We start from the raw sequence: 13043 nt of genomic DNA on the forward strand, positions 1-13043 counted from the left end.
GAGGCTCAGGCGCCGCGCGGGCTTCGGCTCACGCGCCGCGCGGACTCTGGTCCTCCGCCGGCGGCGGCGACGCCTGCGGCCGCGCCTGGGCGATGCCCAGAACCCGCTGATAGATGCGGCCGACCAGCAGCAGCACCAGGCCGAGGCCAATGAACGACAGTGCCCGCCAGAGGCCCGTCAGGCCGGCCATGTCGAGCAGGAACACCTTCAGCACGGTGAGCGCGACAAGGGCGGCGGAGGCGAGCCTGAGCGTCCGGCTGCCGAAAGCGGCGCCGGCACCGAGCAGCGCGATGCCGAGCACCAGCCAGGCCGCCGAATAGGCGTAGAGCTCGCCATTGGAGATCTCGCCCTCGGTCAGGTCGGTGCCGCGGAACAGCGCGCCGATCGTGGTGTTGAGCCAGACGAAGACCAGCCCGAGCGCCATCAGCGCCATGACACGCGCCTCGGTGTCGCGGCCGGCCCGGCGCTCGAACAGCGCCGCCAAGATCGCCAGGACCGCGCCGCCGCCATAACCGAGCAGCGCCCAGTTGAACACCGCATGGGAGCCGATCGGATAACCGGTCCGCCAGGGGTTCATGATGATGCCCATGGTCACCACGATCCAGGCCCAGGAGCCGTAACGCACGATCAGCAGGGCATTCTGCCAGAGCGCGCCTGGGCGCACCGCGGCGAGCCGCGACAGGCCAAGACCGAAAGCCAGCATGGTGACGGTATGGGTGCAGGCTTCGGCGAAGCCCATGTCGCGGGTGAACAGGCGCTGGCCATAGGCCCCGAAAGCATGGCGCACCTCGACGATGACCAGGAGGGCCGTGAACACCATGGCAAGCGCCTCGAGGATCCTGACCGGATTATCCTCGCCGCGCCGGCGGCGCAGCAGGACCGCTGCCAGGGCGGCGCTCAGCGCCGGCACGCCATAACCGGGCAGCAGCCAGTTGAGGATGACGGTCTGGCCGACATCGCCGCTGTTGATGGCGGGATCCCAGACGAGACGCGCCAGCACGCCGAGCGCGGTCAGCGCCGCGACCCAGCGCAGCGCCGGCAGCGGCCGCTGTGTATAGACCCAGGCGATGCCGGCGATCAGCGCGCCGAGCGCCAGCGTCAGCCACGCTTTTTCGAGAAGCAGAGTCAAAGCGAAGGCAAGTGCCGCCAGCGCGCCGACGGCATAGATGGCCGAGGCGCTGGCAAGCCCCGGGCGACGGCCCGAGCGCAGCCGGTGCGCGGCTTCGGTCGCGGCACCGAAGCTCGCCGCGAGCACCATGGCCAGCGCCGCGAAGCGCGGCGAGATGATGAAGCCCTCGACCTTGCCATAGACGATGGCCAGCAGCGCCAGCGGCATGATCACCGAGGTGCTGGCCAGGATCAGCACGGTGCGAGCTTCCGCCTGACGGCGATAGACCGCCAGCACGGCGGGCCCGATGCCGTAGAGCAGCGCGAAACCGAGACCGGCCCAGACGATGCGCGACAGCACGGCCGGCAAGGGATCGGGAATGGCGAGCGCGTCCAGATTGAGCGAGGGTCTCAGGCCCGCGACCCAGGCGAGCATGACGAGAAGCGTGAACAGTCCGGCACCAGGAATAGCTGGCGCCACGCATGGCGCCTGCCAGACCAGGGCCATGATCGCGACGATCAGCGCCGCGAAGATCAGCAGCGCGAAGGTCTCCTGGCGTGCGTCGAGCACGGCGACCGCAGCCAGGAAGGTGAAGGCGATGAGGACCGCGCTGGCGAGCGGGGCGAGACCGCGATCGCGCGGCGGCACGAAACGGATGCCCGGCACCAGAAGCAAAGCGGCGGCGAGAATGCCGGCCGCGGCCTGGGCCAGCGTGGCGGTCGAGCCGCCACTGCCGCCAATCACGACAAGGCTGCTGAGACCGACGGCGGCAGCGGTCGCGGCGATCGTCAGCCACGCCCAGCCGCGGAGCCAGGCGAGCGTGAAGCAGGCGGCCGTGATGACAGCGGCATAGAGCGGAAAGACATAGGGGTTCGGATTCTCGGTCGCGACCAGGAACGGCGCGGCAAAGGCCGCGACAAGCCCGATACCGCCGAGCAGCGGTCCGTGCAGGCCGGCAAGCACCAGCGTGCCGATGCCGACCGCGCCGAGCATGAGGAAAGCGGTGGCCGGCCCGATGAAATCGTAGAGCCCATGGGCCGCATAGATGGTGCCGAAGGCGGCGACCGCGCCTGCCCCGGTGATCGCCGAGGGGATGTCGGCGACCGGCAGCGTCGGCAGCCCTTTGTCGGTGCGCCGCAACCACTCGCCACCGGCGAGCAGCGCGATGGAAAACAACGTGCCGAGCGCGATGCGCATGCCGGGCCCGACCAGGCCCTGCTCGATCGAATAGCGGACCAGGAAGATGCCGCCGAGGCCAAGCGCCAGGGCGCCGACCCAGACCGCCCAGCGCGACCCGATGGTTTCCTCGAAACCACCGAGATTGGCCGGCGGCGCAGGGGGAGCCGGCGGGGCATCGATCGGATCGATCGGCGCGAGCGGCTCGGAACTGGTGAGCGTCGGCACGGTGCCGCGCGCGGACCGAGCCTCGCCGGCCGGCTCCAGGCCGGCGACAGGCTCGGCGGCCGTTTCCGACGGCAGCGGTTCGGCCACGGGGGTCTCGGCGGCCGGTTGCGCCGACGCGGCCTGCGCTTCATCGATGCCGGCCGGCGCCACGATCGGCGCACCGGTGGCCATGGCCTCGCGGATCAGGCGAAGCTCGGTCTCAGCCTGGGCGAGCCGCGTCTCGGCACTCCTGAAACGCCGCTGCAGGTCGCCGGATCGAACGAAGCCGATGATCGCCAGGATCGGGATGACCAGGACAAGGCCAAGGCCCGCGAGCACAGCAAGAACGATTTCCATTGCGACAGGGTCTCCGGCGGCCGATTCGTCACATTAGCATCGCCTGCGCGCTGCGTTCGACACGCTACAAGCGCTGCCAAGGTTTCAGGCCTATGGCGTGCGGCGATCGGATGTTTCGGCGCGTCCTGGAGTCAGCGGCCGAGCGGCAGCCAGAACGGCTCGCCCTCGAAGGCGTCGCGGCCGCGGCCGATGCGGGCGATCGCGTCGATCATTCGGCCATCGCGCCGGAGCAGGCCGTCGGCAATGGCGACCAGCCGGGCATTGGGCGTGGCGCTCGGGCTTTTGGCGCGCAGGTCGGCGGCGATCTCGGCCTCGTCGCGGTCGGCGTTGACCGCACAGCTGGTGATGAAGGCCGCCGCCGTCGAGCGGCTGATGCCCGCCCAGCAATGAATGACCAGCGGGCTCGCTGCACCCGTCTTGCCCCACCAGGCGTCGACGAAACCGAGCAGGCGGGCGACATGGGCTTCGCCCGGCACGACATAGCCGTCCATTGGCGAAACGATGTCGTTCATGCCGAGGAAGAGGTGATCCTCCGGACGGATCGCGGCAGGGCGCGCGACCGTGGTGCCCTCGTTGATCAGGGTGACCAGATGCCGCGCGCCGGTGGCTGACACCGTGTCGGCAATGCGCGCAAGCGAGCAGACATGAACGTTCACGGGACGGGTCCTCGGCGATGACCAGCTTAAATCATGCATTCGCAGCGATTCTGCGACAGGCCAGCCGGGTTTTCCCCCATGCGCATTTCAGCCTGGTGTCTCCAACATGGCGAAACGGCGAAGGAAGGCCTGTTTCGCCTCGTCGGCATCCTCGGGCACCAGTACGGGCGGCAGGCCGCGCTCGCCGCCAAAGACGCCGATCGGCGCGCCGAAGATCGCGGCCGCCTCGTCCAGGCCGAAGCCGGCGAGTTGCGTCGCCTCGAGATAGGCCGAGACCTTGTCGGCCCGTTTGGTCAGCGCGACCACCTCGGGGGGCGGCGCGGCGGGCAGGCCGAAGCGGATGTGGATCGCGGCCATCAGGCGCGCCTCGACCGCCTTGTAATCGCCGCCGATGACGCCTTTGAACGGCGAGATCATGTCGCCAATGACATATTCCGGGGCATCGTGCAGCAGCACGGCCAATTGCCAGCGGGCGCTGAGCCCTGGCTCGAGGCGCGTGGCAATGTCGGCCACCAGCACCGAATGCTGCGCCACCGAGAAGATGTGATGGCCGGTGGTCTGGCCGTTCCAGCGCGCGATGCGCGCCAGGCCATGGGCGATGTCCTCGATCTCGACGTCGAAGGGCGAGGGATCGAGCAGGTCGAGCCGGCGGCCGGACAGCATGCGCTGCCAGGCACGAGGCTTTGCGGATTTCGAGGCGGCGGAACGAGGCGGCATGAGGGGGTTTTGGCTGCTTCGCCGGAAAAATGGAAGCCGGCCGGCGCCAAAACCGTCGCAACCGAGACGGGTCGCGTTCAATCGTCGATCGCATGGGCGAAGACGATATAGCGCAACGGCCCCTCGGTCCGGCCGTCGAGCGGCCAGCAGGTTGCCAGCACCAGCCTGCGGCCCGAAGACTTGGCATCGATGCCCGACGCGTCCCAGTGGACCACCCGCGCGCCGTCGACGACGAAACGGGCGAGCGCGCCATCGGCGCGCAGGACATCAATCCGGTCGCCGGTTCGCACCTGGCCGAGAAAGTCGAAATGGGTGTCGCGATGGGCGGCATAGACCGCGGTGCCCTCGTCGCCCGCCTGCGGTGTTCCCGGCACATGGCCCGGACCGAAGGCAAGCGCCTGGCCGCTGTCGCCGGCGAGCGCGATAACCTCCCGTCCGAGCCGCGGCACGCTGATCCGGGCGACCGGCCAGCTATCGAGCCAGGACCACGGTTTGACCGGGCTCCCCTCGCGAATGGACCGTGCAAAGGCATGGTCGAGCAACACCTGGGCGGTCGCCGCCTTGACATGGATCCAGGCGCCCTGGCCGCACAGCACAAGGCCGGCGAGCAGGCAGGCGAGCGCCGGGGCGACGAGCAGGAGGCGCCGTATGACGCCTCCCTTGAAAGCTCGATCCGCGGCGCTCATGCCGCCGCCCCGCGGCGGCGGCGAGCCAGGACGAGGCCCATCATGCCGAGCATCAGGCAACCGGCGCCGGCGATCAGCCTCAGCCCGGCATCCGTACCGGTCCGCGGCAGGGCCACGGCATTCTCGGCGGCTTCCAGCGAAGCGCTGGTCGAACCGACCCCCGTCGCGCGCGCCGTCGCTCCGAACAGCCGGTCGAAATCCCAGCCGGCCGGCAGGTTCAGCGGCAGGTCGTGACGGGTCAGCGGCGTCCCGACCGGGCGCGCCGGCGTCCGGTCGACGGCGACGAGGCTGGTCTGGCTGCTGACCAGGCCATGGGTCAAGGCCAGTTGCAGGATACGGGCGTCGGCGACGTCGCGGGTGATGATCCGAAGCGACCTTTCGGCTTCGGCATCGGCGATCTTGCGCCGCGCCCAGAGCTTGGAGAGACCCCTGCCCTCGATCGCCTGATCGACCGGCAGTTCGGCACGCCAGGTCTGGCCGCCGACCCGGCCCTCGACATGGACCGTGCCGGCCAGCGCACCAACCTTCATGGCCAGGACCACCGGCTCGCCGGAATAGAGATCCGGCAGCGAGGCGGGCGTCACGTCAGCCGTGGTGCCGTCGACACGCGCCGTCAATTCGGTGACGACGGGCCGCTCGAGCTTGCCGAACAGCTCGCGCATACGCGTCTCGACCTCGTTGACCGAGCCGATATGGGTATAGGTGCCCCGGCCCATCTCGGCGCCGCGGGTCATCAGGAAATTGTTCGGCGCCGAGCCGATGCCGACCATGAACAGGCGCGAGCGGCCGCGCTCCCGGGCAATGGTATCGATCAGCTGCTGGTCGTTGCCGATCGCGCCATCGGTCAGGAACACCACCTGGCGGACACGGCTCGTATCGTCGGGACGCGGATCTTCGAGCGCGGCCCTGAGCGCCGGAACCATTTCGGTGCCGCCGCGGGCTTCGAGACCCGAGACGAAATCCCGCGCCGTCCCGAGATGGCCCGCATCGGCGGCAACCGTATCGGGGAACAGCTTGGTCAAGGTGTCGTCGAAACGCACCACGTTGAACCGGTCATCGGCCTTCAGGCGCGACAAGGCAAAGAGCAGGCTTTGCTTGGCCTGGCGCATCGAGGCGCCGCTCATCGACCCGGAATTGTCGATGACGAAGACGATCTCGCGCGGCGGTTCGCGCTCGGCGACGCTGCGGGTCGGCGGCGTCAGGAACGCCAGCAGGTAGTCCTCGCCGCCGATCCGCTCGCGAAACAGCGAGGCCTGAGGTGCCTCGAACGGCGCCGGGGTCCAGGTCAGTTCGAAATCCCGATCCGCCGGCACCTCGCCGTCGGTGAGCATGACGAAGCGCCCCGCGCCCTGCGGCCGGTCGACAATGGCGTGATAGGCGCTCTTGACCTCGCCGAGTGCGAAGCCGGGCTGGAGCTGGACCCGGATCGACACCGGATTGTCCCGGCCGTAGCGGCGCGGATCGAGCACGGGGGCTGCCATGGCGGCCCGGTTCGGCACCGGATCGACGCCATTGGCGCCGGCGGCGGGATTGTAGCGGGCGCCCATGACCAGCGGCACCCTGAGGGAATAGACGCCGCTGCTCTGGCGTACCGCCGCCTGATATTCGATCTGCACCAGGACGGTCTCGCCGGGACCGATATTGGCGACCGCCGTGGTGAACAGATTGGGCCGCTGCTGTTCGACCAGGCCGGCGCGATGGCCCTGGCTCCTGGCCGCCTCATAGACCGCGCGCGCTTCGGCCCGCGGCTTGATCTCGCCGATGATGACCCGATCGCCGACGATCATCTTCAGATAGTCGACGGCGCCATTCTCGGGCAACGGAAAGACATAGACCGCTTCGACCCACCGGTCGGTGGGATTGCGGAAGACCTGGGTGACCCGCCCGCGCACGGTCGGGCCGCTGACGGCGAGATGGACGTCCGTGCCGAGCCGCACCGCTTCGGCGAAGCCCGGCGTCGCGGCATTGCGCATCAGCAGGCCACCCGATTGCATGGATGCCGGGGTCGGGGTTTCGCCGGCCCGGGCGAGCCCGGCCAGGACCAGCAGGCTGAACAAGCCCAGCAAGGTCGTCAGGACGAGCTTCGACAGGCGTTCGATGCGCGCGGCGAGATGGGAAGGGCAAATGGCCCCGGCGGATAGCGGTCGGCGGGCTGAACGGCTGATCATCGTGAGGTCTCCTGCAGTCCAAGGGACAGGCGACCTTCCTTTTGTGCGCGCGGCGGTCCGCACGGTTAGCGTCTTGTTTCAGCCATTTCGGCCGCCAGCCGCACCGCCTGCCTTGTTCGCCGCCGGACCGTCTGGCATTGTGCGGATCTGTGCGGAAATGTGCGGAGCCCGAAGGCCATGGCGACAACCGAGAGCGAGCTGTCGCACGAACACAGCCAGAGCATTGCCGCCATGGTGCGTGGCGAACTGGCGCGCCGGCGCATGTCGCGCCAGGCATTGGCCGACAAGGCGCGCATCAGCATCTCGACGCTGGAAAAGGCCTTGGCCGGCCGGCGTCCCTTCACGCTCGCCACGACGATCCGGCTGGAAGAGGCGCTCGGTCGCTCACTCGGCAGCGATGCCGGCCCCGTGGCGCCCCAACCGACGGCGCTCGCACCCGAGGCGCTCGGCGCCTATTCGCGCACCGCGGCCGCCTGGCTGACCGGCGAATATCTCACCGTCCGCCCGTCGTTCGAAGATCCGCAGGCGATCTTCGCCTATCACATGGACATCGTCTGGGACGACGCCGCCTCGCATCTGGTGTTCCGCGAGCGGTCCCGGCTCGACGCCGCCTTCACCCAGAAAGGATCGGTGTCGCTGCCCAATCAATCAGGCCAGATCTACCTGATCACCAACGAATCCGGCCAGTTTCGCCTGGCTATCCTCAACCGGCCGACGATCGAGGGGGAACTCTACGGCCTCCTGACCACCTTGCAGGCGGGATTGGGCGGTCATCTGACGCCCGCCAGCCTGCCGCTCGCCCTCATCCCGATGCGCCATGCGCCGGCCGCCGCGCCCGGACGCCTGCACCCGGCGGATACCGCCTATGCCGCCTGCCGGGAACGGCTGGAGCGCATCTCCCGCCAGGGTTATGCCCGGTTCCTGCCGGTCGCCTAGCGCGGCTGCCCGCCAATAAGGGCTTGAGCGGCGCGCCGGCTCGGGCTTTGCTGTCGCCCAGCCATGAGCATCGCAGTGACCGAGCCGATCCCGCAGCCCGCGCCGTCCCGGCGGATCGAACTCATCGATCTCGCGCGCGGCATCGCACTCATCGCCATGTTCGTGTTCCACTTCGCCTGGGACCTGTCGCTGTTCCGGCTGATCGATGTCGACATCGCCCTGGAGCCGGGCTGGCGCTGGTTCGCCCGCTGCATCGCCGGTTCGTTCCTTGTCCTGGTCGGCTTCAGCCTGGTTCTCGCCACCCGCAACGGCATCAATCGCAAGGCCTATCTGCGGCGGCTCGGCCTGGTCGCCGGCGCGGCGGCGCTGGTCACGCTGGGCACCTGGTTCGCCCTGCCCCATGCCTATATCTTCTTCGGCATCCTGCACCATATCGCGCTTGCCAGCGTGCTAGCCTTGCCGTTCCTGCGCCTGCCGGTGCTCGCCGTCGCCGGAGCGGCGATCACCTGCTTCGCCCTGCCCCATCTTGTCGCCAGCCCGATCCTGGACGCCCGCTGGCTCGCCTGGCTCGGCCTCGGCCGGCTGCCCCTGAACACCGCCGACTATGTGCCGGTGCTGCCCTGGTTCGGCTGCGTGCTCGGCGGCATGGTGATGGCCCGTCTCAGCCTCGCGAGCCCGCTCGCCGACATGCTGTTCGCCTGGCGGCCGCGCTTCGGCCCGGCCCGGCTGATCGCCTGGGGCGGCCGCCACAGCCTGCCGATCTATCTGCTGCACCAGCCGGTCTTCTTCGGCGTGCTGCTGCTGGCGGGCTGGCTCGTCGCCCTTCCGGTCGCCGACACCCGCCCGTTCATCAGCGCCTGCGAACGTGGCTGCGAGGCGAGCGGCCAGTCGGCCGGCGTCTGCCGCCGCGCCTGCGCCTGTACGGTCGATGGCCTGAAAGGCGAGCAATTATGGGCCAAGGTGCTGGCCGACACCCTCAGCGAAGACGAGCGCGACCGGCTGAACGACATCGTCCAGGCCTGTAACCCGCCGCCCTAACCGCCCGCCGATGTCATCCGGATCGCCCCGGAGCGTCAGGCGCGGCGCACGTCCCAGAACGTCGCGAAGCCGCTCTTCACGCCCGTCAGGTTGGAGCGGTAGGCGGTCGGCTGGATATATTGGCCGAGCGGCAGGTAGGGCGCATCGACAAAGGCCTGTTTCTGGATCTGTGCCGCGATCGCCTGCTGCCCGGCCAGATCCGGCGCCTGGAACCAGGCATGGCGCAGGCGCTCCAGCTCGTCGCTCTTCGGCCAGCCGAAAAAGCCGCCGTCGCCGCGCAACAGCAAATGCGCCGAAGGATCGAGCTGATCCAGGCCGCCCCAGCTCGAGCAATAGCAATTCCAGCCACCGCTCTCGACCGGCTCGCGGCTGGAGCGCCGCTGGATCACGGTGCCCCAGTCGAGCGCCTGATAGTCGACGTTCATGCCGACCTTGCGCATCATCTCGGCCGCGACGTCGCAGGAATTCTTGACATCCGCGACATTGACGCCGGCGAGCAGCACGATCTTCTGACCGTCATAACCGGCCTTTTCGAGTTCGCTCTTCACCCGGGCATAGTCACGCGGACCGGTCAGCACCTCCATGCCCGCATCGCTCGCCATCGGCGTTCCCGGACAGAACACGCCGACGCCGGTGCGGAACATGCTGGCGTCGCTGCCGACCTGCGCGCGCATGAATTCTTCCTGATCGACCGCGCCCAGCAGCGCACGGCGGATGGCCGGATTGTCGAACGGCTTGATCACCGTGTTGAAGCGTAGCGTCGGGATCATGCCGGTCGGCTCAGACGTCTCGACCCGTACATTGCGATTGCGCTTCAGCATCGGCAGCAGGTCGTGCAGCGGATATTCCCACCAATCGACCTCGCCGCTCTGCAAGGCGCCGGCGGCGGTCGAAGCGTCCGGGATGACGACCCACTCGACGCGGTCGAAATGCGCGGTCTTCGGCCCGCCGGTCCAGCCGGACACGCCGTCGGCCCGCGGCACGTAGTCGGCGAAACGTTCATAGACGACGCGCGCGCCCGGCACGCGCTCGTCCAGCTTGAAACGATAGGGGCCACTGCCGACCATTTCGGTCACCTGCGTCGTCGGCTCGGCCTTGGCCAGGCGCTCGGGCATGATCGCCGGCATGAAGGACGGCACCTTGCCCAGCGCGTTGGGCAGCAGCGGGAACGGCGTCTTCAGGCGGAAGCGAATGGTCCGGTCGTCGGCCGCCGACAGTTCATCGGTCACCGACATCAGCACCTGTCCGAAGCCGTCGCGCAGGGCCCAGCGCCGGATGCTGGCCACGCAGTCGCGGGCGAGCACCGGCGAGCCGTCGTGGAACTTCAGGCCGGAGCGCAGCTTGATCGTCCAGATCTTGCCGTCGTTCTCGGCACCGGCGCTCTCCGCCATCTGCAGCACCGGGCGCAGGTTGGCGTCCATGCCGAACAGCGTGTCGAAAACCAGATAGGCGTGGTGGCGCGTGACATAGGCCGGCGAGAAGACCGGATCGAGCACGGCAAGGTCGGCGTGCGGCACGAATTTCAGCACGCGCTGGTTCTGGGCCAGCACGATGCCCGGCGCGCCTAGGGCGCCAATTGTCGCGGCAGCGCCGGCCACCTTCAGAAGTTCACGACGGTTCATCGGACGGCCCCCACTGCCTGCGACACTCATGGCGGTCGAGGCTAGTGGCGGCCGGCGGGCGGCACCATGGTCGCTGCGAGCGCGGACGTCCCGGCTGAATTGCATAGCTCCTGAATTCGGCGAACCGCTAGGCTTCGCCGTCGTCGGGTCGACGCGGCTGTCCTCCGGGGCATGCCGGACAATGGGGCAGCGCATGATCGATCGGGACTATGACTATATCGTCGTTGGCGCCGGCTCCGCCGGTGCGGTGCTGGCGGCCCGGTTGAGCGAGGATCCCAGGCTCAGGGTGCTGCTGGTCGAGGCGGGACGCGATTTCCGCTCCGCCGAGACACCCGAGCATATCCGCATCCCCAATCCGATGCGCGCCATCGGCGACGACGACTACCGGTGGCCCAATCTGATGGCGCGCCGCACCGAGCGGCAGGAGCCGAAACTGCTCTGGCGTGGGCGGGCCATGGGCGGCAGCTCCACCATCAACGGTCAGATCGCCATTCGCGGCGTTCCCGACGATTTCGAACGCTGGCGTCAGGCCGGCTGCACCGGGTGGGGCTGGCCGGACGTGCTGCCCTTCTTCAACAGGCTGGAAACCGACGTCAATTTCGGCGACGCGCCCTATCACGGCAGCGACGGCCCGATCCCGGTCTATCGCGCGCCGGTGGCCGACTGGGGCACCGTCGATGTCGCGCTGAAACAGGCGGCCGAAGGCCTGGGTTACGGCTGGTGCGAGGATCACAATGCGCCCGTGGGAACCGGCGCATCGCCTTATGCCATCAACAGCCGCGCGGGTGCGCGCGTCTCTACCAATGACGGTTATCTGGAGCCGGCCCGCGGCCGCGCCAACCTGACGATCGTGGGCAATGCCCTGGTTTCCAGGCTGCAGGTCGAGGGCAACAGGCCCCATGCCAGCGGCGTGCATCTGCGCGTCGGCGGCCAGGATTTCAGCCCGCGCGCCACACGTGGCGTCATCCTCTCGGCCGGAGCGATCCATTCCCCGGCCATCCTGCAGCGCTCCGGCATCGGCCCGGCCACCTTGCTGGCGTCGCTCGGCTTGCCTGTCATCGCCGATCTGCCGGTCGGCGAGAACCTGCTCGACCATCCGATGATGCCGCTTTTCCTGCATCTCAGGGAGAACGCGCGGGTCGGCACGATGATGCACCGCCACACCAATTGCTGCCTGCGCTATTCGTCCGGCCTTGGCGGTGCCGGCGACAACGACATGATCGTCATCGCCGGCAATCTGGTGTCGCTCGGCGGCGGCGACGTCTCGCGTGGCCGCCTGGTCGTCTCGGTCTACCAGGCGTTCAGCCAGGGGCGCGTGCGCATCACCACCACCGATCCGACCATCGACCCCGAAGTCGACGAGCGCATGCTGTCGGACGAACGCGATCTGATCCGGATGCGCGACGGGGTTCGCCGGCTGCGCGCGCTCGGGCTGCACGCCAGCGTGGCCGGCATCGCCTCGCGGGTCGAATATGGCTCGACCGGCCGATCGATCGAGGATGAGCTCGATCCCCGAGAACTCGACGACTGGATGTTCGACGAGTGCTCCGACGCCCAGCATGCCAGCGGTACCTGCCGCATGGGCGCCGCCGACGATCCGCGCTCGGTGGTCGATCCGGATTGCCGGGTGATCGGCTGCTCGGGTCTCAGCGTCATCGACGCCTCGATCATGCCGGAGGTGGTGCGCGCCAACACCCACCTCACCACCGTGATGATCGCCGAGAAGATGGCCGACCGGCTGCGCGCCGGCGCCTGAACCGCCGCTCAGGCCAGGGCCGCCACCTCGTCATGGCGGAAACAGCCGACCATGTGGTCGTTGGTCATGCCGACGGCCTGCATGAAGGCGTAGACGATGGTCGGACCGACAAAGGTGAAACCCTTGGCCTTCAGCTCTTTCGACATCTTGCGGGCGACCTCGGTCTCGGTCGGCACCTGCGCGCGCTCGCTCATCCGGGGCTGGATCGGCCGGCCGTCGACGAAATCCCAGAGATAGTTCGAAAAGCTCTGCCCCTTGTCGCGCATGTCGAGATAGACGCCGGCCGATTTCACCGTGCCGACGATCTTGGCGCGGTTGCGGATGATGCCCGGGTCGGCCATCAGCGCCTCGATTTTCTCCGGCCCGTAGTGCACGATCAGCTCTGGCCGGAAGCCGTCGAACACCTTACGGAAGTGCTCCCGCTTCCTGAGAATGGTGATCCAGGACAGGCCTGCCTGGAAGCCGTCGAGGATCAGCTTCTCGAACAGCGCCCGGTCGTCCCGCTCCGGCACGCCCCAGTCGGTGTCGTGATAGGCGACATAAAGCGGGTCGTAACCCGGCCAGGCGCAGCGTGGCTTGCCGTCGGGGTGATCGGTGATGAGCATCGGCCGTCTCC

General features: G+C 68.7%; 10 protein-coding genes. 3 read left to right on the top strand and 7 right to left on the bottom strand.

Translation table 11 applies throughout. The features are described 5' to 3' along the window. Nucleotides 1-28: 28 nt before the first annotated feature. The 5 genes from AC07WJ_RS22335 to AC07WJ_RS22355 all read right to left on the bottom strand — a co-directional run bounded on the left by AC07WJ_RS22335 (nucleotide 29) and on the right by AC07WJ_RS22355 (nucleotide 7075). Entirely contained in the window at nucleotides 29-2848 is a 2820-nt protein-coding gene (locus AC07WJ_RS22335; RefSeq protein ID WP_494936863.1) for a DUF2339 domain-containing protein, read from the bottom strand. Between the two features lie 131 nt (nucleotides 2849-2979). After that, a complete protein-coding gene (locus tag AC07WJ_RS22340) occupies nucleotides 2980-3504 on the bottom strand; it encodes a tyrosine phosphatase family protein (protein WP_494936864.1) in 525 nt (174 codons plus the stop codon). An 87-nt stretch (nucleotides 3505-3591) separates the two neighbouring features. Next, nucleotides 3592-4221, bottom strand: a complete 630-nt coding sequence (locus AC07WJ_RS22345) for an HD domain-containing protein (protein ID WP_494936865.1) — start codon at nucleotides 4219-4221, stop codon at nucleotides 3592-3594. 77 nt (nucleotides 4222-4298) lie between these two features. Then, on the bottom strand, nucleotides 4299-4907 hold the full coding sequence (locus tag AC07WJ_RS22350) for a class GN sortase (RefSeq protein WP_494936866.1): 609 nt from the start codon (nucleotides 4905-4907) through the stop codon (nucleotides 4299-4301). Next, nucleotides 4904-7075: a marine proteobacterial sortase target protein gene (locus AC07WJ_RS22355; RefSeq protein WP_494936867.1), complete on the bottom strand. Its 2172-nt coding sequence runs from the start codon at nucleotides 7073-7075 to the stop codon at nucleotides 4904-4906. The genes AC07WJ_RS22350 and AC07WJ_RS22355 overlap by 4 nt, the downstream gene beginning before the upstream one ends. A gap of 177 nt (nucleotides 7076-7252) precedes the next feature. Here AC07WJ_RS22355 and AC07WJ_RS22360 point away from each other — a divergent pair, with 177 nt between their 5' ends. Both AC07WJ_RS22360 and AC07WJ_RS22365 read left to right on the top strand, forming a co-directional pair. After that, nucleotides 7253-8011 carry a helix-turn-helix domain-containing protein gene (locus AC07WJ_RS22360; protein WP_494936868.1) on the top strand — a complete coding sequence of 253 codons (759 nt, stop codon included), beginning with the start codon at nucleotides 7253-7255 and terminating at the stop codon, nucleotides 8009-8011. A gap of 75 nt (nucleotides 8012-8086) precedes the next feature. Further along, nucleotides 8087-9049, top strand: coding sequence for an acetyltransferase domain-containing protein (locus AC07WJ_RS22365; protein WP_494936869.1), 963 nt, complete (start codon nucleotides 8087-8089; stop codon nucleotides 9047-9049). Between the two features lie 35 nt (nucleotides 9050-9084). Here AC07WJ_RS22365 and AC07WJ_RS22370 read toward each other — a convergent pair whose 3' ends face one another. Then, nucleotides 9085-10671: an ABC transporter substrate-binding protein gene (locus tag AC07WJ_RS22370; protein WP_494936870.1), complete on the bottom strand. Its 1587-nt coding sequence runs from the start codon at nucleotides 10669-10671 to the stop codon at nucleotides 9085-9087. Nucleotides 10672-10864: 193 nt separating this feature from the next. Between AC07WJ_RS22370 and AC07WJ_RS22375 the strand changes: the two genes are divergently transcribed. Further along, complete coding sequence (locus AC07WJ_RS22375) at nucleotides 10865-12427, top strand: GMC family oxidoreductase (RefSeq protein WP_494936871.1); 1563 nt, start codon at nucleotides 10865-10867, stop codon at nucleotides 12425-12427. 8 nt (nucleotides 12428-12435) lie between these two features. Here AC07WJ_RS22375 and AC07WJ_RS22380 read toward each other — a convergent pair whose 3' ends face one another. Next, on the bottom strand, nucleotides 12436-13032 hold the full coding sequence (locus AC07WJ_RS22380; RefSeq protein WP_494936872.1) for a DNA-3-methyladenine glycosylase I: 597 nt from the start codon (nucleotides 13030-13032) through the stop codon (nucleotides 12436-12438). Between the last annotated feature and the right edge of the window lie 11 nt (nucleotides 13033-13043).

Source organism: Phreatobacter sp. GW821-FHT04C01, from assembly GCF_059420385.1.

Bases quoted from the DNA above. Each gene is read 5' to 3' on its own strand.
- AC07WJ_RS22335 (WP_494936863.1), bottom strand. From the start codon at position 2,848: ATGGAAATCGTTCTTGCTGTGCTCGCGGGCCTTGGCCTTGTCCTGGTC.
- AC07WJ_RS22380 (WP_494936872.1), bottom strand. From the start codon at position 13,032: ATGCTCATCACCGATCACCCCGACGGCAAGCCACGCTGCGCCTGGCCG.
- AC07WJ_RS22375 (WP_494936871.1), top strand. From the start codon at position 10,865: ATGATCGATCGGGACTATGACTATATCGTCGTTGGCGCCGGCTCCGCC.
- AC07WJ_RS22345 (WP_494936865.1), bottom strand. From the start codon at position 4,221: ATGCCGCCTCGTTCCGCCGCCTCGAAATCCGCAAAGCCTCGTGCCTGG.
- AC07WJ_RS22360 (WP_494936868.1), top strand. From the start codon at position 7,253: ATGGCGACAACCGAGAGCGAGCTGTCGCACGAACACAGCCAGAGCATT.
- AC07WJ_RS22370 (WP_494936870.1), bottom strand. From the start codon at position 10,671: ATGAACCGTCGTGAACTTCTGAAGGTGGCCGGCGCTGCCGCGACAATT.
- AC07WJ_RS22355 (WP_494936867.1), bottom strand. From the start codon at position 7,075: ATGATCAGCCGTTCAGCCCGCCGACCGCTATCCGCCGGGGCCATTTGC.
- AC07WJ_RS22350 (WP_494936866.1), bottom strand. From the start codon at position 4,907: ATGAGCGCCGCGGATCGAGCTTTCAAGGGAGGCGTCATACGGCGCCTC.